The organism is Bradyrhizobium sp. CB2312, from assembly GCF_029714425.1.
Classification (GTDB): Bacteria; Pseudomonadota; Alphaproteobacteria; order Rhizobiales; family Xanthobacteraceae; genus Bradyrhizobium.
The window spans coordinates 4,245,040-4,264,442 of record NZ_CP121668.1; the positions used below are offsets into that span (position 1 = coordinate 4,245,040).

Annotated in this window: 23 protein-coding genes; 12 read left to right on the top strand and 11 right to left on the bottom strand. The window is 64.9% G+C overall.

Annotated elements, in window-relative coordinates; all coding sequences use genetic code 11:
- Nucleotides 1-37 precede the first annotated feature (37 nt).
- From QA642_RS20680 to blaOXA, 3 genes are all read left to right on the top strand, one after another.
- Complete coding sequence (locus QA642_RS20680; protein ID WP_283086251.1) at nucleotides 38-1,657, top strand: flagellar hook-length control protein FliK; 1,620 nt, start codon at nucleotides 38-40, stop codon at nucleotides 1,655-1,657.
- Nucleotides 1,654-1,923: an EscU/YscU/HrcU family type III secretion system export apparatus switch protein gene (locus QA642_RS20685; RefSeq protein ID WP_283086252.1), complete on the top strand. Its 270-nt coding sequence runs from the start codon at nucleotides 1,654-1,656 to the stop codon at nucleotides 1,921-1,923. The genes QA642_RS20680 and QA642_RS20685 overlap by 4 nt, the downstream gene beginning before the upstream one ends.
- Nucleotides 1,924-2,042: 119 nt before the next feature.
- Entirely contained in the window at nucleotides 2,043-2,861 is an 819-nt protein-coding gene (blaOXA, locus tag QA642_RS20690) for a class D beta-lactamase (protein WP_283086253.1), read from the top strand.
- A 210-nt stretch (nucleotides 2,862-3,071) separates the two neighbouring features.
- Here the strand turns inward: blaOXA and QA642_RS20695 are convergent, their stop codons facing one another.
- The 3 genes from QA642_RS20695 to QA642_RS20705 form a co-directional block, all read right to left on the bottom strand.
- The gene (locus QA642_RS20695) at nucleotides 3,072-4,076 is read right to left on the bottom strand and encodes a dienelactone hydrolase family protein (protein WP_283086254.1); all 1,005 of its coding nucleotides are present in this window, start codon (nucleotides 4,074-4,076) and stop codon (nucleotides 3,072-3,074) included.
- 201 nt (nucleotides 4,077-4,277) lie between these two features.
- Nucleotides 4,278-4,871, bottom strand: a complete 594-nt coding sequence (locus QA642_RS20700; protein ID WP_283086255.1) for a hypothetical protein — start codon at nucleotides 4,869-4,871, stop codon at nucleotides 4,278-4,280.
- A gap of 132 nt (nucleotides 4,872-5,003) precedes the next feature.
- On the bottom strand, nucleotides 5,004-5,408 hold the full coding sequence (locus QA642_RS20705; protein ID WP_283086256.1) for a DUF4260 domain-containing protein: 405 nt from the start codon (nucleotides 5,406-5,408) through the stop codon (nucleotides 5,004-5,006).
- Between the two features lie 149 nt (nucleotides 5,409-5,557).
- Here QA642_RS20705 and QA642_RS20710 point away from each other — a divergent pair, with 149 nt between their 5' ends.
- The 3 genes from QA642_RS20710 (at nucleotide 5,558) to QA642_RS20720 (ending at nucleotide 8,044) form a co-directional block, all read left to right on the top strand.
- Nucleotides 5,558-7,090: an acyl-CoA carboxylase subunit beta gene (locus QA642_RS20710; protein ID WP_283086257.1), complete on the top strand. Its 1,533-nt coding sequence runs from the start codon at nucleotides 5,558-5,560 to the stop codon at nucleotides 7,088-7,090.
- A 122-nt stretch (nucleotides 7,091-7,212) separates the two neighbouring features.
- Nucleotides 7,213-7,560, top strand: a complete 348-nt coding sequence (locus QA642_RS20715; protein WP_283086258.1) for a hypothetical protein — start codon at nucleotides 7,213-7,215, stop codon at nucleotides 7,558-7,560.
- Between the two features lie 37 nt (nucleotides 7,561-7,597).
- On the top strand, nucleotides 7,598-8,044 hold the full coding sequence (locus tag QA642_RS20720; protein WP_283086259.1) for a DUF2214 family protein: 447 nt from the start codon (nucleotides 7,598-7,600) through the stop codon (nucleotides 8,042-8,044).
- 7 nt (nucleotides 8,045-8,051) lie between these two features.
- On the opposite strand, the gene QA642_RS20725 is transcribed toward QA642_RS20720, so the two are convergent.
- From QA642_RS20725 to QA642_RS20740, 4 genes are all read right to left on the bottom strand, one after another.
- Entirely contained in the window at nucleotides 8,052-8,873 is an 822-nt protein-coding gene (locus tag QA642_RS20725) for a DUF2182 domain-containing protein (protein ID WP_283086260.1), read from the bottom strand.
- Nucleotides 8,874-8,924: 51 nt separating this feature from the next.
- Nucleotides 8,925-9,581, bottom strand: a complete 657-nt coding sequence (locus QA642_RS20730) for a DUF1326 domain-containing protein (protein ID WP_283086261.1) — start codon at nucleotides 9,579-9,581, stop codon at nucleotides 8,925-8,927.
- A 353-nt stretch (nucleotides 9,582-9,934) separates the two neighbouring features.
- Complete coding sequence (locus QA642_RS20735) at nucleotides 9,935-10,582, bottom strand: glutathione S-transferase family protein (RefSeq protein ID WP_283086262.1); 648 nt, start codon at nucleotides 10,580-10,582, stop codon at nucleotides 9,935-9,937.
- Nucleotides 10,583-10,758: 176 nt separating this feature from the next.
- Nucleotides 10,759-12,717 (bottom strand): alpha/beta hydrolase domain-containing protein, encoded by a 1,959-nt coding sequence (locus QA642_RS20740; RefSeq protein WP_283086263.1) that lies wholly within the window; start codon nucleotides 12,715-12,717, stop codon nucleotides 10,759-10,761.
- A 108-nt stretch (nucleotides 12,718-12,825) separates the two neighbouring features.
- On the opposite strand from QA642_RS20740, the gene QA642_RS20745 reads away from it, so the two are divergent.
- Both QA642_RS20745 and QA642_RS20750 read left to right on the top strand, forming a co-directional pair.
- Complete coding sequence (locus QA642_RS20745) at nucleotides 12,826-13,140, top strand: hypothetical protein (protein WP_283086264.1); 315 nt, start codon at nucleotides 12,826-12,828, stop codon at nucleotides 13,138-13,140.
- Between the two features lie 106 nt (nucleotides 13,141-13,246).
- Nucleotides 13,247-13,561, top strand: a complete 315-nt coding sequence (locus tag QA642_RS20750; RefSeq protein WP_283086265.1) for a twin-arginine translocation signal domain-containing protein — start codon at nucleotides 13,247-13,249, stop codon at nucleotides 13,559-13,561.
- Nucleotides 13,562-13,733: 172 nt separating this feature from the next.
- On the opposite strand, the gene QA642_RS20755 is transcribed toward QA642_RS20750, so the two are convergent.
- The 3 genes from QA642_RS20755 to QA642_RS20765 form a co-directional block, all read right to left on the bottom strand.
- Entirely contained in the window at nucleotides 13,734-13,973 is a 240-nt protein-coding gene (locus tag QA642_RS20755) for a hypothetical protein (RefSeq protein WP_027564369.1), read from the bottom strand.
- Between the two features lie 205 nt (nucleotides 13,974-14,178).
- A complete protein-coding gene (locus QA642_RS20760) occupies nucleotides 14,179-15,186 on the bottom strand; it encodes an alpha/beta hydrolase (RefSeq protein ID WP_283086266.1) in 1,008 nt (335 codons plus the stop codon).
- A gap of 165 nt (nucleotides 15,187-15,351) precedes the next feature.
- Nucleotides 15,352-16,050, bottom strand: a complete 699-nt coding sequence (locus QA642_RS20765) for a winged helix-turn-helix domain-containing protein (RefSeq protein ID WP_283086267.1) — start codon at nucleotides 16,048-16,050, stop codon at nucleotides 15,352-15,354.
- A gap of 207 nt (nucleotides 16,051-16,257) precedes the next feature.
- Between QA642_RS20765 and QA642_RS20770 the strand changes: the two genes are divergently transcribed.
- The 3 genes from QA642_RS20770 to QA642_RS20780 all read left to right on the top strand — a co-directional run bounded on the left by QA642_RS20770 (nucleotide 16,258) and on the right by QA642_RS20780 (nucleotide 17,852).
- On the top strand, nucleotides 16,258-16,566 hold the full coding sequence (locus QA642_RS20770) for an NIPSNAP family protein (RefSeq protein ID WP_283086268.1): 309 nt from the start codon (nucleotides 16,258-16,260) through the stop codon (nucleotides 16,564-16,566).
- A 74-nt stretch (nucleotides 16,567-16,640) separates the two neighbouring features.
- The gene (locus tag QA642_RS20775; RefSeq protein WP_092219111.1) at nucleotides 16,641-16,991 is read left to right on the top strand and encodes an antibiotic biosynthesis monooxygenase; all 351 of its coding nucleotides are present in this window, start codon (nucleotides 16,641-16,643) and stop codon (nucleotides 16,989-16,991) included.
- 51 nt (nucleotides 16,992-17,042) lie between these two features.
- Nucleotides 17,043-17,852 carry an isocitrate lyase/phosphoenolpyruvate mutase family protein gene (locus QA642_RS20780; protein ID WP_283086269.1) on the top strand — a complete coding sequence of 270 codons (810 nt, stop codon included), beginning with the start codon at nucleotides 17,043-17,045 and terminating at the stop codon, nucleotides 17,850-17,852.
- Between the two features lie 186 nt (nucleotides 17,853-18,038).
- Here QA642_RS20780 and QA642_RS20785 read toward each other — a convergent pair whose 3' ends face one another.
- On the bottom strand, nucleotides 18,039-18,464 hold the full coding sequence (locus QA642_RS20785; RefSeq protein WP_283086270.1) for a hypothetical protein: 426 nt from the start codon (nucleotides 18,462-18,464) through the stop codon (nucleotides 18,039-18,041).
- A gap of 165 nt (nucleotides 18,465-18,629) precedes the next feature.
- Between QA642_RS20785 and QA642_RS20790 the strand changes: the two genes are divergently transcribed.
- Entirely contained in the window at nucleotides 18,630-19,274 is a 645-nt protein-coding gene (locus tag QA642_RS20790) for a trimeric intracellular cation channel family protein (protein WP_283086271.1), read from the top strand.
- Nucleotides 19,275-19,403 lie beyond the last annotated feature (129 nt).

The following is a 19,403-nucleotide window of genomic DNA, read 5'->3' on the forward strand; positions in this document are numbered from 1 at the left end:
GGCCTTAGGGTGGGAAGCGCATTCCCTGGGCCCCAAAATGCCGACGCCGATAAGCTCGATCGTACCGGTCAGTGCCGCCAGCCCCGTGGCTGATGCGGCGACGCCCGATCTCGTGCTTCAGGCCGGCAGCGTCGTCGACGCAAAAGTCGTCAGCGTCCTCGCCGACAATCTGGTGCGGATCGCGATCGCCACCCTCTCGATGGATGTAATGTCCGAGGTGTCGCTGACCCCGGGGCAGAACCTCCAGCTCGCGGTGTCGCAGAACGAGGGCACCATCCGCCTTGCCGTCATGAACGGGGCAGGCGAGGCGAGCGCCGATCAGATCACGCTGACGCCGGCTGCGGCTTCGCTGGTGGAGAGCCCGTCGCTCGCGCCATCCGCAACCGCGGCGCGCAATACGCTGACGCCGCTGGAGCAGGTCGCCGTCACCGCCGCCTCGGCCGAGGCGGTTACAAAACAGGGCAGCCAGGCGCCGCTGTTCGCCAATCTCGCCTCCGTCGTCACCGCCAGCGATCTGCCTGTTGGCCTGAAGCAAGCGGTGCTGGACGTGCTGGCGCAGCAGACGCCGCTCAACACCGCCCTCGACGGCGGCGATATCGAATCCGCCTTTCAGAAATCAGGCTTGTTCCTCGAGGCTTCGCTCGCCGCCGGCGCAACGCCGTCATCCGGCAATCTGCCGGACCTGAAGGCCGCGCTGCTGGTGCTGCGCCAGACGCTGGCGACGATCGAGACCGCCGCGCCACCGGCACAGGGCGGCGCGATCCCAACGAGCGGCACGGGGGCCACGCAGGTCGCTACAGCGCCGGCACAGGCAGCAGGCGGAACAGCCCAGGCCGCATTGCCGGCGGGCGAAGGCGAGATCGCGCAGCCGCCGCAGATGCCACGCGGCGCCAGTCTCGCGGCGACAGTCCTGGCTGATATCGCCCCCGGCGTGTCGCAGGCCGCGATGCCGCGCACCATGTCCGCCGGCCTCGCCGCGAGCCTGCTGCAAGAGGCCGCACAGAATCTGCCGCGCCTGACCGGCAATTTGCCGGGCTCCAACAAGGCCGTGCCCGACGGTCATATCTTCGAGGCCGCCGCGCGCACGACGCCACCGCCGTTCCGCGGCGCGCTGCCGGCGGCGCAGGCCATTGCGGCGCCCTCGCTGGCGCCGGATACGCCGCTCTCCGCAACCGTGCATCGCCTGCTCGACGACACCGATGCGGCGATCGCGCGGCAGACGCTGCTGCAAGTTGCCTCGCTTCCCGACCGCATCGATGCATCCGGCCATCGCATCGATCCGTCCGTGCCGCAGTGGAATTTCGAGATTCCGTTTGCGACGCCGCAGGGCACCGCGATGGCGCAGTTCGAGATCTCGCGCGACGGCGGCAATGAGTCCGCCGATCCTGCCAAGCGCGCCTGGCGCGCGCGCTTCACGCTCAACGTCGAGCCGGCCGGCCCCGTGCATGCACTGGTCACGTTGAGCGGAGACAAGACCTTCGTGCGGATGTGGGCGGAGCGGCCGGCGACCGCGCAGCAGCTCCGCGCCGGCGTCGGCGAGCTCAACCAAGCCTTGGTGCGGGCCGAGCTCAAGCCCGGCGACATCCTGGTCCGCGACGGCACGCCTCCGCAGCCGGCACCGGCGCGCGCCGGCCATTTCCTGGATCGCGCCACATGAGCGACCCGTCCAAGCTCGCGATCGCGCTGCACTACGAGAAGGGCTCTGGCGCGCCCGTCGTCGTCGCCAAGGGCAAGGGCACCATCGGCGAAAAGATCGTCGAGATCGCGAAAGCCAACGACATCCCGATCGAGGAGAACGAAATCCTCGCGGGCGCGCTGTCCAAGGTCGAGCTCGGCGATGAGATCCCGCCCGACCTCTACAAGGCTGTCGCCGAAGTGCTGGTGTTCGTGCTGCGGCTGTCGGGCCGGGGCGGTAGAGCATGATCCGGAAAAGTGTGCAGCGGTTTTCCGAATAGATCATGCTCAAGAAGTAACCTGTCATCGTTTCACCACGTAGCGGCTGCATGGTCGCGCCGGCTCTCATTGCTCAACGGATACCGCTCTTGATCACCCGCCGTTCCACCCTCGGTCTTCTCGCCGCAACTGCGATCCTGCCGCAGCGCGCGTTCGCCCATGTCGCGCCACCGCGCAACGAGATCCGCGACAGCCTGGCAAAACGTTTCACCGATCTCGGCACGTCGGGCACCTTCGTCGGCTACAAGGTCGAGGACTATCTGATCGTCGCCAGCGACAAGGAGCGCTCGGGCGAAGCGAAGCTGCCGGCCTCGACCTTCAAGATTCCGAACTCGCTGATCGCGCTGGAGACCGGCGTCGTCGCCGACCCCGACAAGGACATCTTCCCGTGGGACGGCGTGAAGCGGCCGATCGAGGCGTGGAACAAGGATCACACGCTGCGCAGTGCCATCGCGGTCAGTGCGGTGCTGGTCTATCAGGAGATCGCGCGACGCATTGGGCAGGAGCGCATGCAGAAATATGTCGACGAGTTCGACTACGGCAATCGCGACATCGGCGGCGGCATCGACCAGTTCTGGCTGACCGGCAATCTCCGCATCGATCCGGTCGAGCAGATCGATTTCGTCGACCGTCTTCGCCGACGTGCACTGCCGATCTCAAAGCGCAGCCAGGATCTCGTCGCCGACATCCTGCCGGTGACGAAGGTGGGCGACAGCATCATCCGTGCCAAGTCAGGTCTACTGGGCGCCGAGCGCGGCGAGCCGTCGCTGGGCTGGATGGTGGGCTGGGCCGAAAAGGGCGAGGCGCACACCGTGTTTGCGCTCAACATGGATTGCAAGGAGCCGCGCCACATCGAGGCGCGCATGAACCTGACGCAAGCCTGCCTTGCCGAGATCGGCGCGATCTAGCGTTACCGCGCTGGCGCTGTTCTCTCTCCAACGTCATTGCGAGGAGCTCTTGCGACGAAGCAATCCAGAGTCTTTCCAGAAAGGGAGTCTGGATTGCTTCGCTGCGCTCGCAATGACGGAGCATGTGGCGCCGCCGTCACTCCCACCTAACCCTCATAGGGAGGAGCCAGCGATGCGGGGCGTCGTGAACCATGCAGGCCGCGCGGCCACTCAGCTCAGCTTGAACAGCGCCTGCAAAAATTCCTCCACCGCCTTCCGCGCCTCCGCGGCGGTCGCGGGATTGCCGCCGACATGCGGGTTGAGCTCGACGCAGGCATCCTTGTAGGTGAACGGCGCATTGGTCTCGCCGTTCATCAGCACGCCGCCGTCGCCCTCCTTGATATGGCAATTGCGCACGGTCTGCGCGTTGGCGGAGACCGCAACCGTGTTGACGCCGAGCAGGCCGCTGTCGAAACCGTGGGCGCTGTCGGGGTATTCGGTCAGCGCGACGTCGCGGCCCGCGGCCTTGAGCCGCTCGACGAAGGCCTTGCAGCTCTTCACGGGATTATAGTCGTCGGGCGTGCCGTGGAAGATCCGGATCGGGCGCGCGGCGACCTCGCTGTCGCCGACATAGGTCGTCGAGCAATCCGGATAGAACGGGATGTAGGCCGCGAACTGGATGCCGGACTTGTTCCAGAGCTTGTTGAAGCGCTCCAGGCTCGCATAGAGCGTCGCCTGTCCGCCGCGCGAAAAGCCCATCAGCACGATGCGATTAGGGTCGACGCGCGGATGTTTGGCGAGGATCTCCAGCGAGCGGTAGATATCGATGATGAGATTGAGCCGGCCGAGCAGCGCCTGGTTCGGCCCGACGACCGTGAGCCCGCGGCCGGTAAAGCCGTCGATCACGAAGGTCGAGATGCCCATGGCGTTGAACGCGTGCACCCAGGCTTCCGTGGTGGCGCCGACGCCGCTCGAGCCATGCATCAGCACCACGACGGGAAGTTTCCCGGTGCCCTGCGCGACGCGGAATTCGCCTGCGACCGTCACCGGCTTGGCCGCGGCCGCATCGCCGCTGAGAAATTGCTGGTCGGAGAGGGTGAGCGAGGGGATCGGGTAGATCTCGGCGCGTGTTGCGACTTCCTTCGGCAAGGATTGCGCGCTGGCTTCGCCGACTGCAAATGCACTCGAAACGCATAGCGCCATAAGCACCGCTGCGGTACGCCAATTGGTGGCCATCGGATCCCCCCGGATATTTTGGGCGAGTAGACCAACCAGCTCGCGCGTTGTCAATTTTACGCAGGCTGCAGCAGGGCAAGGTGCTTCCTCAGCGTCATGGCCGGGCTTGTCCCGGCCATCCACGGACTCCTCCAACGGCCGCTGCAAAGAACGTGGATGCCCGGGACAAGCCGGGCATGACGACCTCATGCGGCGCTCGTCTCAGGCGGTGTCGGCCTTCTTCGCCGTCAGCGCCTGGTCGATGGCAAAGCCGCCGATCTCGCTCATGGTCTGGGAGATCACGTCGCCGCGCTTGGCGAAGCCGCTGGAGAGATAATCGAACTGGGTCCGCGCCAGCCGCAGCACCTCGATCGGCACCGAGACCGCGGTCTCGTTGAAACCGTCAACCGAGGCGCGCAAGCTCTCGAGCTCGGTCGCGAGCTTGCGGATGTGGCTCTCCGCATCCTGCATCAGGCCGAGCAGCTTGCCGCGCTCGGCATCGAAGGCGACGCGCTCGTCGGCAGCCGCCGCGGTCACCTCGACAAGCTGCGCGCGCAGCGCCTCGATCTGGCCGACCATGGCATCGGAGGCGAGCTCGGCAGCCTCGCGCAGCTCGACGTGGCGCGTGTTCTCTTCCTGCGTCTCGTGATAGAGCCGCTCGGCCGACCTCGCCCGCTGCGCCAGCGACTCGATCAGCGCGGCCGCACGCAGCAGCATCTCGCCGTTGCGTCCCGACACCATGCTGGCCATGCGCCGCAGGAAGTCGACGGTTTCGGACGAGGATTTGGGCGGCAGTGGGACGACCGTCGCGGACATGGGTGATGCCAGGGCGTGATGACCGCCGCCGTACCGACTGGGCTCACGCAACATTCGGCGCCTGATCGAAGGCCTTGAAGCAAGCCTGAATCGGCCGGCCCGGTCAACCGGCGAGGGCCGCCAAATTTGAGATCAGGCGTCCTTCTGGCGGCCGATCCGCCCCAAATGGGTGAAGCCGAACCCGGCCGAATATTTCAGGCCATAGCCGAGCGCCCGGTCGATGCCGATATGGGCGAGCCAGATCAAGGCGATGGACAGGGTGAGCGGCGAGGCGAGGCCGAAGCCCAGCGTCAGCAGCGCCACCGGCGCCATGTAGCTGTGGGCGGCGTTGTAGACCAGCGCGCCGAATTTTGCGTCGGCCAGATAGGCCAGAAAGCTCAGATCGGGCACGAAGAACAGCACGGCAAAGACCAGCCAGGAGCCGTCCCAGGCCCAGTAGAGCATCACCATGCCAACGAACAGGGTCAGACCCTCGAGGCGGAGCAGGATGTTGACGCCGCCTGTCACGGAGCCAGTCTCGGCAGCTTGTTCGTCCATCGTCGCCTCCCAGGCAAAACTTTGTGATTCCTTGCGCTTTCACGCTGCGTCAGGGCAGCCCTGCGGCGCCGAAAGCCGCTTCCCGGTCCGCAAAATGGCGTGTTAGAACCCCCGGCAAACGTGGCTTAGTTAAGAACTGGCGGGAGCAAATGAAACATATCCTGGACGCCCTTGAGGAACGTCGTGCGGGCGCAAAGCTCGGCGGCGGGGAAAAGCGCATCGAGGCGCAGCACGCCCGCGGCAAGCTGACGGCGCGCGAGCGCATCGAGCTCTTGCTCGACAAGGGATCGTTCGAGGAGTTCGACATGTTCGTCGAGCACCGCTCCACCGAGTTCGGCATGGAGAAGACCAAGGTGCCCGGCGACGGCGTCGTTACCGGCTGGGGCACCGTCAACGGCCGCAAGACGTTTGTCTTTGCCAAAGACTTCACGGTGTTCGGTGGGTCGCTCTCGGAAACGCACGCGCTGAAGATCACGAAGCTCCAGGACATGGCGATGAAGGCGCGGGCGCCCATCATCGGCCTCTATGACGCGGGCGGCGCCCGCATCCAGGAGGGCGTCGCCGCGCTCGCCGGCTATTCCTACGTGTTCCGCCGCAACGTGCTGGCCTCGGGCGTGATCCCGCAGATCTCGGTCATCATGGGCCCGTGCGCCGGCGGCGACGTCTATTCGCCCGCCATGACCGACTTCATCTTCATGGTGAAGAACACCAGCTACATGTTCGTCACCGGCCCCGACGTGGTGAAGACCGTGACCAACGAGGTCGTCACCGCCGAAGAGCTCGGCGGCGCCTCGGTGCACGCGACGCGCTCCTCGATCGCAGACGGCGCCTTCGAGAACGACGTCGAGACGCTTCTGCAGATGCGGCGCCTGATCGACTTCCTGCCGTCCAACAACACCGACGGCGTGCCGGAATGGCCGAGCTTCGATTCCATCGAGCGGCTCGACGATTCCCTGGACACGCTGATCCCGGACAATCCGAACAAGCCCTACGACATGAAGGAGCTGATCCTGAAGGTCGTGGACGAGGGCGACTTTTTCGAGATCGCGGAAGCCTTCGCCAAGAACATCGTCACCGGCTTTGGCCGTATCGCCGGCCGCACCGTCGGCTTCGTCGCCAACCAGCCGATGGTGCTGGCCGGCGTGCTCGACAGCGACGCCTCGCGGAAGGCCGCGCGCTTCGTTCGCTTCTGCGACGCCTTCAACATCCCGATCGTCACCTTCGTCGACGTGCCGGGCTTCCTGCCGGGCACCGCGCAGGAATATGGCGGCCTGATCAAGCACGGCGCAAAGCTGCTGTTCGCCTATTCGCAGTGCACCGTGCCGCTGGTGACCATCATCACCCGCAAGGCCTATGGCGGCGCCTTCGACGTCATGGCCTCCAAGGAAATCGGCGCCGACATGAACTACGCCTGGCCGACCGCCCAGATCGCGGTGATGGGCGCCAAGGGCGCGGTCGAGATCATCTTCCGCAGCGACATCGGCGACCCCGACAAGATCGCCTCCCGAACGAAGGAATACGAGGACCGCTTCCTCTCGCCGTTCATCGCGGCCGAGCGCGGCTACATCGATGATGTCATCATGCCGCACTCGACGCGGAAGCGGATCGCAAGGGCGCTGGCGATGCTCAAGGACAAGAAAACGGAAATGCCGGCGAAGAAGCACGACAATTTGCCGTTGTGAGATGGACGTAGCCCGGATGGAGCGTAGCGAAATCCGGGTTCTCATTCAGCAGTTGCCGCATGTCACTTCGCTGATGCGGGCTATCAGGTTCGTTTCTGATCCGGCACCCTCGATCAAACCCAATGACCGAAGACGATCCGACCGACGAAATCTCCGACATCGAGGACCGGATCGAGGCGCTCGCCGAGATCGCCGAGCGGTGCCGCAAGTACATCCTCGCGTCCAAGATCGCCATCGGCAGCGGTGCGGCGCTCTTGTTGATCACGATCCTCGGCCTGTTCGGGACCGGCCAGACCGCCGCGCTCGGATCGATCGCGCTGGTGCTGGGCGGGATCGTGTCGCTCGGCTCGAACATCAGCACGTTGCGGCAGACGCACGAGGCGATCAGCGCTGCGGAGGCGCGGCGCGCGGCGCTGATTGGAACGATCGACCTGCGCCTGGTCGCCGATGCGCCGCTGAAGCTGGTGTGATAAGCCTCACTGCCCGCCGGGCGATCAGGAACTTGCGATGTCCACGCTGTTCGCCTTCTTCCATCACCTCTGCGCCTTCACGCTGGTTGCGGCGGTTGCGGTCGAGTTCACGCTGATCCAGCAGGAACTGACGGTGTCGATCGCGCGACGGCTCCAGATCACCGATATCGTGCTGGGTGCGGCGGCAGCGGCGCTGCTCGGCGTCGGGCTGCTGCGGGTGCTCTTTTTCGAGAAAGGCTATGACTACTACCTGCATAGCTACGCGTTCCTGACGAAGATCGCACTCTTCGTCATCCTCGGGGCGTTGTCGGTCATTCCGACGCAGGAGTTCTTGTCGTGGAGTGCGTCGATCAAGGCGGGACAGGCGCCTGTCCTCGATGCAAGGCAGAAGTGGCTGGTGTCGTCGATCATTCACTGTGAGCTCGCGGCCATCGTGGTCATCCTGCTCTGTGCGGCTGTCATGGCGCGGGGAGGGTGGGTTTAGAAACTCATCACAGTCGTGACGATACCAGCAGCCACGCGCCCATGATCACGCAAGCAATGCCGGCAGCACGCGCGATCCATCGTCCGACCGGCGTCAATTTCTCCAACAGGACGAGCAGCGCCAGAAGCGCGATCCAGAGCACGTTCATCACGCCGCCGATGAACAGGAGCGCCATCAACAGCCAGCAGCAGCCGACACAATAGCTTCCGTGCCGAAGTCCCAGCAGCAGGCAGCCTCGCGGCGTGTCGCGAAAGCCGCCGTGGCGCATCAGGAACAGGAACGGCGACTGGCATTGGACGAGGCAGACGTCCTTGAGTGGCGTCCATTGATAGATCCCGGCTGCGATCAGCACGATTGCGCCGACGAGGTTGCTGGCGAGCGTCATCCGGGAGTCGAGAAGGGCTGCGCGATCGATCACCCATTGCAGAAGGGTTGCGACAAGCGAAAAGCCGGTCCAGGCGAGGAGATAACCGGCCGCAAACCAGCCGGTTGCCGCGTACGGCTTGGCCTGTGCCTTCGCTTGCCGGCCGACGCTGGCATACATGAGGATCATGGGCGCAGCCGAGGGCGCCATCATTCCGACCATCATCACCGCCCACATCAGGAACACATATGCGAACTCGAACATCCGCCACGGCTCGGTGGCGGGCAGCATGATTCCGATCCCGGCCGGAATCATGCGGAAGCCGGTCATGTCCATGCCGCCCATGTCCATGTCGTCGGCGAGCCAGAGCACATAGGCCCAGGCCAGCGCGACGATGACCAGAATCGCGCCGCCGACGATCCAGCGGTCGCGGCGCAGCACGGTTTCGAGAGCGCTGTCGGTCATTTGTGATGCGTGTTGCCGGCCTGCTCGCAGACCGTCACATCAGGAGCGGCATCAAGCCTGGTTCGACCATTGGATCGGCGCATAGAGGCCGTTCCTGCCGGAATTGTCCCAGCGCATGCCATGATCGCTGTAGGTGTTGCCGGCGGCGCCGACCGCCATCACCATCCTGTCGGGACTGACGGGGTGGCCGATGTTGGCCCACATTTCGCCGCTCGGGTGCATGGTCGGCAACGGATCGACGGACATGTGCAGAATGCCCGGGATTTCCGCCGAGCGCGTCTTGCCCTCGATCCGGAACGTGATCGGGGCCTTCTTCACCCCGAGGTTCTTGCTGATCAACGGTCCGAACGCGGCCATGGGACCACCGGCCGTGCCGCCGAAGATCGCAGCCAGCGCCTCAGTCTGCCGGTCGTCGGCGCGCTCGTCGACATAGGTAGCCTGCGACCAGTTTCCGTCAGCCATGATTCCGGGCGCGTGGAGGATCACCAGGACGTTCAGTCCATCGAGTGCGACGTCGCCGTAACGGCCACTCTCGACGTGGAAGATCAGCGGTACGTTGCAGAAGCCCTCGGTCGGTCGCGCGGTCAGCGGGGCACCCGCAGACACGAGGCACGGACACACGATGCTGCAACTGCAATTTTCGAAATAGTCACCGGAAAGGTGCCACGAGACCTGAGATGAGACCTGAGATGAGACCTGGTCCACCATCGCTTCCTCCCGCTAGGCCGAACCCGACAGATCACTTTCGAACGAGCTACCTGTGGTCGAAAGCTACGCTGCGTGCGCGGAAACCGCAAGGCGATGCGCCAATGAAGTTGGTGTGAAGCGCCGACGCGCGTGGAGGTGCGCAGAGCCTGATCCGGAAAAGTGCGTAGCGGTTTTCCGAAAAGATCATGCTCAAACAATAACCTAAAGCGCGATGGTGATCCATCTTGATGCCATCGCGCTTTAGGGTGGGTCAGCGCCAGCGTAACCCACCGCCTCTCCATTCGTTCGGGCAGACCCCAGGTGGTTACAGCTTCGCCCGACCCATCCTGAGAGCTACGAGCTGTTCCGTTCTATCATCGCGCCGCATCGGCCGCGGCAAAATGTGCCAGCTGGTCCGCGTGGGCCTTGGCGAACGCTGGCCGCGCGGTGGCGCGTGCGACGTAGCCGCGGCAGGCCGGGTGCTCCGACAGGCCGCCGAACTTATCGACGACGCGCAGCACGTCCGACATCAGGATGTCGGCGACGGAAAAGGACCCCGCCAGCCATTCGCGCCTCGCAAGCACCGTCTCCATGTGCTTGAGGCGGAGTTTGAGGAAGTCGTCGACGAACTTCACGGCAGGCGAGCCGTCGAAACTGCCGGTGAACTTGAACATGGTCCAGGGCAGGGCCGGCATCTCAACCGAGTTGAGCGCGGCGAACACCCACTCCATCGCTTCGTTACGGCCGCGGGGATCGGTCGGCATCAGTTCGGGGTTGCGCTGACCCAGATGCAACAGAATCGCGCCGCTCTCGAAGATCGAGAGGTCGCCGTCGGTCAGCCACGGCACCTGGCCGAACGGCTGGTGCGCGAAGTGCGCGGCATCGCGCGGGTTGAACGGCACGCTCGCGACGCGGTAGGGCAGGGCGGCTTCTTCCAGCGCCCAGCGTACACGAAGGTCGCGCACGAAGCCGCGGGGCATCTCGGGAACCCAGTCGAAGGTGGTGAGGATGAGATTGGGCATGTGGGATCTCCGTGCTGTCTAAGCGTAGGACGGATGAGGAGCGGGCGTTCCGACAGCGGGGACAGAAAAAAGGGCGATCTCGTAGGATGGGTAGAGCGAAGCGAAACCCATCAACGCTATTCACGCAGCCGGAACGATGGGTTTCGCTGCGCTCTACCCATCCTACGGACCGGTGCTTACTGCCCAAGCTTCGCCAGCTTGCCTTGCTTGGCGGCCTCTACCGCGCGTTCGGCATCCTCCGGCAGCAAGATCCGCTCCGCCACCTGCCGGGCCGCCTCGCGCTTCACTGCCGACACATATGCGCCGTCGTCGGCATATCGTTCTGCGATCGACAGCCTGGGATCATGCACCTCCTTCCGCGCGGCCTCCGTCGGCGCGAACGGCACCACCGCGCCTTGCAGCGGATAGAGCGCCGTCGGCCCAAACCCCTGCGCGCGCGGATTCCATGCGGTGTAGGTCGCGCGCGGGACGGCGAGGGCGAGCTGTCGGATGCCCGCGATCGCCATGCCGTCATCATCCGCCTTCGGCACGAACACGGGATAGCGGCCGATCTCCTTCGGCGGCAGCACGCTCTGGTCGGAGAAGGCCGCGAGCGTGTGGATGCCGGCGTAGGGCAGGCCGGGGATATCCGTCGGCACGGCACCTTGCGCCGAGACCAGCGTGCCATGGGCGCGCATGGGGACGCGGCTTGAGGGCGGTTTGATGCCGTCGCTGATCCAGGCATTGAGGTCGGTGAGCAGCGCGCGCATCGGCATGCCCGCATGAACAGGGTTTTGCGGCAGCGACATCGCCGGCACACCCTTCTTCATCACGTCGGCGGCTTCCGCGAAATGCGGCGCGCCCGAGATCATGTAGGCGCGGACATTGTCGGGCAGGTCGAGATGGTTGCCTGCGAGGTCGGTGACCAGCAGCGAGGCGTGCGAGGCCCACCATTCGTGCTCGCTGTCGGTCTGCATCACCTTCGGGCAGGTCGCCGAGAGCGAGCAGCGGCGCAAGAGGCCGTCGGTCTTGCCGGAATAGGGATCGCTCAGGCTAGCATAGGTGAAGGGGAAGAGATCGGCCTGCCACGCCGGATCCTGCGGATGGCGCGGGTTGCGGCCGGGCTGGCCGAAGCGGACATTCGTCGCCATCCGCCGCGTGCCCGCGACATGCGGCATCAATCCGTCGAACACGGTGCGGCCGGATAGGTCCTCGTTGAAGCCGAGATAGAGAAAATCGCGCAGGAAGCGGCCGGATTGCGAGACACCGAAGCCGATGGCGCGGCTCACCGATGGATGCAGTCCATTGAGCAGCGGGTTCGCTTGCGTCTCGTCGTGGCGGAGGAAGCTGACGACATCGCGCACGGCGGCATAGCCCATGCCGAGCGGCACCGGATCGCGCGCGGTGTAGGTGATCTCGTAGAGCGCGCCGGCATCAAAGCCATCGGGGCGGGTGATCTCCACCATGGTGGGATCGACGAGTTTTGCCGAGAGGCCGGACAGTGTCTGCCGCGCGTCGGCCCAGGCCGCGCGCACGGTGACGTGGAGGTTGGCGGCCTCACCCGCCGGCCAGGTCAGAATGGCGCGCGCAGGATTGGTCGTGTTGTCGAAGACGAATTCTTCTCGCGCGGGCCCGCTGATGTTCTTGATCACCGGCGCGCTCAGCGCCATCTGGCCGGGCTTGGATGGGATGTCGCCCTGCCAGCCGACCCAGACCATCGTAAAACCTTGGCGGTGCAGGAAGCCGATGCCGGCATCCTCTGCCTTGTCGGCATTGTTGGCGCCGGGCTGGGCGGAATCGTCGAACAACTGCGGGGCCAGCTTGCGGCCGCGATTGGGCACCTCCAGCAGCAGCGTGCCGTTGCCATGCGTGGCATCGCCGGGCCTGAGGATCACGACGTCGGCGGTGCCCTCGACCTTGCCGTCGGCACTGCGCGGCGCGAGCGCAAGGTCGGTGATGACGGCGTTGCGATCGTCGGCCGGGTTGAGCGCGAAGGTGGCGCGCGCGGTGATGCGTTCATAGGTGCCGACATTGCCGAAGCTGCGGCCGGCGAAGGCGGGCACGCGTTCCACAATATCGAAGCGAACGATTTCGGCGACTGATACGGCCGGCCACAGGCAGGTGATCGCAAACAGACCCGAGATGATCCTGCGCATGGCCATTCCTTCCCTCAGGTAGGCGCAGCGGCAAAATCCGCCGCGCGGGCTTTTTGTTGCCGCCACTATAACCGTCTATGCTGAGGCCAAACAACAGGAGGAAATCCGATGCCCGCTGCCCACTTCGTCGTCCGTGCCATCGTTGCCGACGCCGACAAGCGCGCCGCATTCGACCGATGGTACGAGACCGAGCATATGCCTGATGCGGTGAAGGCGTTCGGCGTGAGCAAAGCCTGGCGGTTCTGGAGTCTGGATGATCCCTCGCTGCACCACGCCATGTATCAGTTCGACGACGAAGCGGCGCTCGCGGCGATGCTGAAGGGCGAGGCGCTGAAACGGCTCGTCGCCGATTTCAACCGCGACTGGCCTGATGTGAAGCGTACGCGCGAGACGCTGGTGCTGGCGCAGGAGTTCGTGAAGTAGCTCCTGTCACCTCGCAACGAATCTGAATGCACGATTCAGCTCTGGTTCATGTCATGACCGCGACACTTCCTCAGCATCACTTGCGCGAAAGATCAGAGGACTTGTCATGGAGCGTCGGAACTTTTTGAAACTTGCATTGGGTGTGACGGCCGGCGCCGCCGCCCTTGCAGCGACCGCGCAGGCCGCACCGTTGTCACCGCAGCCGGTCGGACCGGCCCGCATGCCGGAAGGCAATCCCGACGCCCATCCCGCCGTCACCACCAGCGACGAAGCCGCGCAGCTCAAGCCCGAGCAGGTTCGATGGGGCCACGGTCACGGCCATTGGCATCACCGCCATTGGGGCTGGCGTCACCGCCATTGGGGCTGGCGTCATCGCCACTGGGGCTGGCGCCGCCGGCACTGGCGTCGTCATTACTGGTAAGCTTCACGACTGGTAAGCTTCACGCAAGCCAGGCCTTGGACGGGGATCGCGGTTCGCGGTCCCCGTTTTGATTCGACGACATGGTGAGATGATGCGCCGAAGAGCCTTCAAAAAACAAAATGGCCGCGCAGGCTGATGCCGCGCGGCCACTTCGCAGTGCGAAATGACGAGATCAGATCGGGCGGCAGCGGCCACCCCACCAGCGGAAGCCATAGGGGCAAACGCGCGGGCGCACCACGACGACGGGCGCGGGCGCCGGCACGACGACGACCGGCCCGCGTGCGGCCATCGGACGGCAGCCGCCATAGGGGCCGCGATACCAGCCGGGGCCGCAGCCGCCAGCGGCGCTGGCCGCTTCGCTGAAACCGACGACCGCGCTGGCAAGCATGACGGCGGCGAAGAGATATTTCATTTGATCTTCCTTCTCGTCCTTGAGGCTGGGCTTTGGGGGGCGAATCTTCGGGGCTGGGCGCTCGCGGCGCACAATGAATCAAAAGACACGATTCGACACGTTAAATCGGGGAGGCAACGTGCATCGCGATCCAAACCTGCCAATCATGACCTGAATGCGGCATGAACATTCCCCGCATGCGGCTTCAGGCGACACTCATCTGTCGCTAGCGGCCGAGAAAGCCCAGCACCAGATCCCTGTACTTCTCGGGCGCCTCCAGGAAGACGAGGTGGCCGGTGTCCGGGATCACCTCGGCCCGCGCATTCGGCATCTTCGCAGCGAGCTGCTTTGCCAGCTCCGCGTTCTGGCCCATCTTAGGCCGCAACGCCTCGGGCGCGAGCGGCCGGCCCGGCGCGTTGTGGTCGTCGGCGCCCATGATGAACAGCGTCGGCTCGGTGATGAGCGGGATCTCGTGCGCCACCGGCTCGCGATAGATCATCTGGCCGGACGAGACGAAGGCGCGCAGCCAGCGTGGATAATCGGGGCTGCCCTTGATGTTGAAGCGGGCGTCGACAAACGGCGTGATCGCTTCCGGCGGCAGCTTGATCGCGTAGTTGGTCTGGAGCTGCTTGCGATAACCTTCAGCCGTCAGCTTGTCCTCGGTCTCGATGATCTTCTCGGTCGACGTCGGCGGCACGTAGAGGCGGTAGTCCTCGAGCCCGATCGGTGCAGTCAGCACCAGATGGCTGACGCGGTCCGGATAGGCTCGGGCGATGCGCACGCCCAGCATGCCGCCGAGCGAATGGGCGACGATGTCCGCCTTGTTGATCTCTAAGTGATCGAGCAGCGCGATGGTGTTGCGCGCCAGATTGTCGAAGTGCAGCTCGCCCGTCGGCTTGGAGGACTTGCCGAAGCCGATCTGGTCCGGCACCACGACACGATAGCCGGCCTCGCTCAACATCTTGATGACAGGCGCCCAGTAGCTCGACGGGAAATTGCGGCCGTGCAGCAGAACGACGGTGCGGCCGTTTGCTTGCGCGGGTGTCACGTCCATATAGGCCATGCTGAGCTGCTCGCCGTCGTTGACCACGGGAAGCAGATGCACGGGATAGGGATAGGCGAAGCCTTCGAGCGCGATGCCGTAGGGCTCGCGGGGCGCGGTGTCGGCGGCGTGGGATGCAAGCGGAATAGTCACGAGGGCGACAGCGATCGCTGCCGAGAAGATGCGGTTCATTGGGGTCTCCGTCATGCCCGGCGAAAGCGCGAAGCGCGTCTTCGCGCAGATGTCCCGGGCATCCACGTGCCAGCCGCAATAAAGACGTGGATGGCCGGGTCAAGCCCGGCCATGTCGACAGAGAGAGTTCACACGCGATTGTGTGCCGACGCGCAGTTCGCGTGACTAATCCTTGCCGTTCCCAAACAACGCCGCGAACTGCTTCTCGCCGGTGCGGGTGAAATTCACAACGCGGCTGCCGGGCGTGGGATCGCGCGCGGCCCATTTCAATTCCGCGAAACGCTGCATCATGGCCGCGCCAAGCGTGCCGGCGAGATGGTGGCGCCGCTCGCTCCAGTCGAGGCAGGCCTTGCAGACCGGCCGGCGCGGATGGCTGAGCATGTCGGATGAGATCTGCAAGTGCTTGGCGAGGAAGCGCTCGCCGTCAGCCGTCAGCTCGATCTCCTGCTTTCTCTGCCTGACCAGATTTCGCTCGCGCATGGTGTCGAGCATCTGCACGCCGAGATCACCGGCAAGATGGTCGTAGCAGATCCGCGCCCGCCGCAGCGCCGGGTCCTTCGGCCCGGTGCGCACGCGCATGTGGCCGGTGCGTGCGGCAAGGCCCGCAAGGCCTTCGAGCACGCCGGCGACGTCGTCATCGGTGAGGCGGTAGTAGCGATGCCGGCCCTGCTTCTCCGGCTCGACGAGGCCGCCGGCCTCGAGCTTTGCCAGATGCGAGCTCGCCGTCTGCGGGGTGATGCCGGCCTCCTGCGCGAGCTCGCTCGCGGTCAGCGCGCGGCCGTTCATCAGCGCCGTGAGCATGTTGGCGCGGGCGGGATCACCGACCAGCGAGGCGACCATGGCGATGTCGGGTCCTGATTTCATGCTTCGATGGTAGCCGAAGCATCGCGGTCGGGCAAGGGCGTAGCTTCTCACTACGTCGTCATTGCGAGGAGCCGTAGGGTGGGCAAAGGAGCGTAGCGACGTGCCCACCAATCATCGTTGCGAAGAAACGAGGTGGGCACGCTTCGCTTTGCCCACCCTACGAAACCTGCGCTCGCAATGACGGAGAAAGCACCAGAGGAGCCCACCATGTCCGTCACCGTCTTCATCCGCTATCAGCTCGATCCGTTCAAGCGCACCCAGTTCGAGGAATATTCAAAACGCTGGCTCACCATCATCCCGAAATGCGGCGGCGATGTCATTGGCTATTTCATGCCGCATGAGGGCACCAACAACATCGCATTCGCGCTGATCACCTTCGAGAGTCTGGCCGCCTACGAGGCCTATCGCGCGCGGTTGCGGCAGGATACGGAAGGGATGGCGAATTTCCATTTCGCCGAGGAGAACAAATTCATCCTCGCGGAAGAGCGCACCTTCCTGCGCAAGGTGGTATTGTAGGCCACGCCAGCATGATCCGGAAAAGTGCAACGCGGTTTTCCGAAAAGATCATGCTCACATAAGAGGAGACGCCCATGATCGCCGTGATTTTCGAGGTCTGGCCCAAGCCGGAACATCGCCAGGACTATTTCGATCTCGCCGCCGATCTGAAGCCGCTCCTGCAAACCATCGACGGCTTCATCTCGGTCGAGCGCTTCGAGAGCCTGACCGAGAAGGGCAAGATCCTGTCGGTGTCGTTCTGGCGGGACGAGGCAGCAGTCCAGGCCTGGCGCAACACGATGGAGCATCGCCGCACCCAGGCCAAGGGCAGGGCTCAGATCTTCGCCGACTACCATTTGCGCATCGCCAGCGTCATCCGCGACTACGGCATGAATGATCGCGAGCAGGCGCCGAAGGATAGCCGCGCGGTGCACGACGCGCACTAGCGCCGGCCGCGACGCATCCCCATGTCTGCGCGGCCAACAAGGGAGAGAAACATGCATGTTACGACCGCCGACAAGCGCGCGACGTTCAGGAAGTTGCACGAGAGCGGCTGCTTCATCCTGCCCAATCCGGTCGATGTCGGCAGCGCGAAAGCCTTGCAGCATCTCGGTTTCAAGGCGATTGCCTCGTCGAGCGCGGGCTTTGCCTGGACCATCGGCAAGGCCGACAACCACGTCACCGTCGAGGATGTCTGTCAGCATCTGGCAGCATTGAGCTCGGCAGTCGAAATTCCCGTGAATGCGGATTTCGAGGGCGGCTTTGCCGTCGAGCCGGACAAGGTCGCCGACAATGTCGAGCGCTGTGTGCGCACCGGCGTCGCCGGCCTGTCGATCGAGGATTCCACCGGCGACAAGGACAAGCCGATCTATGAGCGCGCGCTCGCGGTCGAGCGCATCAAGGCCTCGCGCAAGGCGATCGGCGACAGCGGCACGCTGCTGGTCGGCCGCTGCGAGGCGTATTTGTGGGGCGTGACCGACCTCAAGCTCGTCATCGACCGCCTTACGGCGTACGCCGATGCCGGCGCGGACTGCCTCTACGCGCCGGGTCTGAAGACGCGCGAGGACATCGCCGCGGTGGTGAAGGCTGTCGCACCGAACCCGTTCAACCTGTTGATCGGTGGCTCCAGCCTATCATTGAAGGAAGCCGAGGATCTCGGCGTGCGCCGCATCAGCGTCGGCGGCTCGCTCGCCCGCGCCGCCTGGGGCGGCTTCATGCGGGCCGCGAAGGAGATGGCGGAGAAGGGAACGTTTGCCGAGCTCGGCAGCGGCTATCCCGGCGGCGAGCTCAACAAGATGTTCAGCTGAAGGCAATCAAATAGAGCAAACGAAAAAGCGGCGGGACTTTCGTCCCGCCACTCTATCGTCCCTCTCGGTGTCATGCCCCGCGGAAAGCGGGGCATCCAGTACGCCGCGGCTTATCGATTGAATCACTGCCGTTTCGGAGTACTGGGTCGCCCGGTCAAGCCGGGCGACGACAGCTATCGTTACGTCTTACTTCGCGCCGTCAGACGGAGTCTGCGTATCCGGCGCTGGCTTTGCCGCAGGCGTATCTGCCGGCGCGGCCGGCTTGCTCGGCGCAGCACCCGTGGTCACGCCCGGCGCGGCGTTGTTGCGCGGCGTCACGTCGCGCATGCCGGGAGGCGCGGCCGGATTGGCGGGCTGCGACTGCTGCGCGGTCTGCGTCGCCGGCGTGTTGCTCGCCTGGTTGCCTGTACTCGAGTTGTTCAAGCCATAGAACACGGCGCCCAGCACCAGGGCGATCGCCACCGCGAACAGCGCGACCTTGCCGCTGGAGGCGGGGCCTTCGCCAAGCTCGGGATCGGCCTGCAGGTCGGCATCCCGGCGCGCCGCGCGAAGATACTCATCGTCGGCGAGGTTCGGGCGGTACGGATCGTTGGGAAAACGGTCGTCAGCCATCGATTGGTCTCCTCCGTTAAGACGCCGGGACAACCCTCAGGTGCGAGATTCCGTTCCGCCTCCTTTATGCTTTCGTCGCATGTTGCTTCGGCTGAGGGAATCGGGAACCTGTTCGCCGGGGAACCCAAAGCGTGAGTTCCACCCGCGGAGGAAGGGAACAAGATCATGTGGAGCCTACCGCCAAGCGATAGCGTGCTGCATTTCCTGTCGCTCGTCGCGGTCGCGGCGCAAGGCATGACGGCCGCGCTCGCCGCCGGCCGCCGCAGCATGGACTGGCTGGGGGTGTGCTTCCTCGGCTGCATCACCGCGCTCGGCGGCGGCACGCTGCGCGATCTCTTCCTCGGGCACTATCCGCTGGTCTGGGTGCAGCACCCGATTTATCTCGCGCTTGCCGGCGGTGCCGCCTTCCTCACCATCCTGACCGCGCGCCTCGTGCACCGGCTCAAGGTCGCCTTCATCGTGCTCGATGCCATCGGCCTCGTCGTCTTCACCATGGCCGGTTGCGATGTCGCCTGGCAGATGGATGCCTCGCTGCCGATCGTCATCGTCTCCGGCATGGTGACGGGCTGCGCCGGCGGCATCCTGCGCGACGTGCTCTGCAACGACGTGCCGCTGCTGTTCCGCTCCGAGCTCTATGCCAGCGTCTCGGTGGTGACCGGCCTGTTCTATGCCACCGCGTTCGGCCTCAAGCTCAACGCCGAGCTCTGGACCATCCTGACCTTCGTCCTCGGCATCAGCTTCCGCCTGCTGGCGGTGCGCTACAAATGGGAGATGCCGAAATTCGTCTTCACGGAGGACGAGAGGAGGTAGTCGCTCTTCGCCTCACTCTGTCCGCTACGTCATGGCCGGGCTTGTCCGGCCATCCACGACCTTACCGCGGCACGAAGAACGTGGATGCCCGGGCCTTCGCCTCGCCGAAGCGGCTTCGGCCGCGCAGGC

Coding starts and splice junctions, on each gene's coding strand:
- QA642_RS20750 (WP_283086265.1), top strand. CDS start 13,247: ATGGAGCGTCGGAACTTTTTGAAACTTGCATTGGGTGTGACGGCCGGC.
- QA642_RS20770 (WP_283086268.1), top strand. CDS start 16,258: ATGTCCGTCACCGTCTTCATCCGCTATCAGCTCGATCCGTTCAAGCGC.
- QA642_RS20710 (WP_283086257.1), top strand. CDS start 5,558: ATGAAACATATCCTGGACGCCCTTGAGGAACGTCGTGCGGGCGCAAAG.
- QA642_RS20730 (WP_283086261.1), bottom strand. CDS start 9,581: ATGGTGGACCAGGTCTCATCTCAGGTCTCATCTCAGGTCTCGTGGCAC.
- QA642_RS20765 (WP_283086267.1), bottom strand. CDS start 16,050: ATGAAATCAGGACCCGACATCGCCATGGTCGCCTCGCTGGTCGGTGAT.
- QA642_RS20775 (WP_092219111.1), top strand. CDS start 16,641: ATGATCGCCGTGATTTTCGAGGTCTGGCCCAAGCCGGAACATCGCCAG.
- QA642_RS20755 (WP_027564369.1), bottom strand. CDS start 13,973: ATGAAATATCTCTTCGCCGCCGTCATGCTTGCCAGCGCGGTCGTCGGT.
- QA642_RS20715 (WP_283086258.1), top strand. CDS start 7,213: ATGACCGAAGACGATCCGACCGACGAAATCTCCGACATCGAGGACCGG.
- QA642_RS20705 (WP_283086256.1), bottom strand. CDS start 5,408: ATGGACGAACAAGCTGCCGAGACTGGCTCCGTGACAGGCGGCGTCAAC.
- QA642_RS20790 (WP_283086271.1), top strand. CDS start 18,630: ATGTGGAGCCTACCGCCAAGCGATAGCGTGCTGCATTTCCTGTCGCTC.
- QA642_RS20785 (WP_283086270.1), bottom strand. CDS start 18,464: ATGGCTGACGACCGTTTTCCCAACGATCCGTACCGCCCGAACCTCGCC.
- QA642_RS20725 (WP_283086260.1), bottom strand. CDS start 8,873: ATGACCGACAGCGCTCTCGAAACCGTGCTGCGCCGCGACCGCTGGATC.
- QA642_RS20735 (WP_283086262.1), bottom strand. CDS start 10,582: ATGCCCAATCTCATCCTCACCACCTTCGACTGGGTTCCCGAGATGCCC.
- QA642_RS20720 (WP_283086259.1), top strand. CDS start 7,598: ATGTCCACGCTGTTCGCCTTCTTCCATCACCTCTGCGCCTTCACGCTG.
- QA642_RS20685 (WP_283086252.1), top strand. CDS start 1,654: ATGAGCGACCCGTCCAAGCTCGCGATCGCGCTGCACTACGAGAAGGGC.
- QA642_RS20745 (WP_283086264.1), top strand. CDS start 12,826: ATGCCCGCTGCCCACTTCGTCGTCCGTGCCATCGTTGCCGACGCCGAC.
- QA642_RS20700 (WP_283086255.1), bottom strand. CDS start 4,871: ATGTCCGCGACGGTCGTCCCACTGCCGCCCAAATCCTCGTCCGAAACC.
- QA642_RS20695 (WP_283086254.1), bottom strand. CDS start 4,076: ATGGCCACCAATTGGCGTACCGCAGCGGTGCTTATGGCGCTATGCGTT.
- QA642_RS20760 (WP_283086266.1), bottom strand. CDS start 15,186: ATGAACCGCATCTTCTCGGCAGCGATCGCTGTCGCCCTCGTGACTATT.
- QA642_RS20740 (WP_283086263.1), bottom strand. CDS start 12,717: ATGCGCAGGATCATCTCGGGTCTGTTTGCGATCACCTGCCTGTGGCCG.
- QA642_RS20680 (WP_283086251.1), top strand. CDS start 38: ATGCCGACGCCGATAAGCTCGATCGTACCGGTCAGTGCCGCCAGCCCC.
- QA642_RS20780 (WP_283086269.1), top strand. CDS start 17,043: ATGCATGTTACGACCGCCGACAAGCGCGCGACGTTCAGGAAGTTGCAC.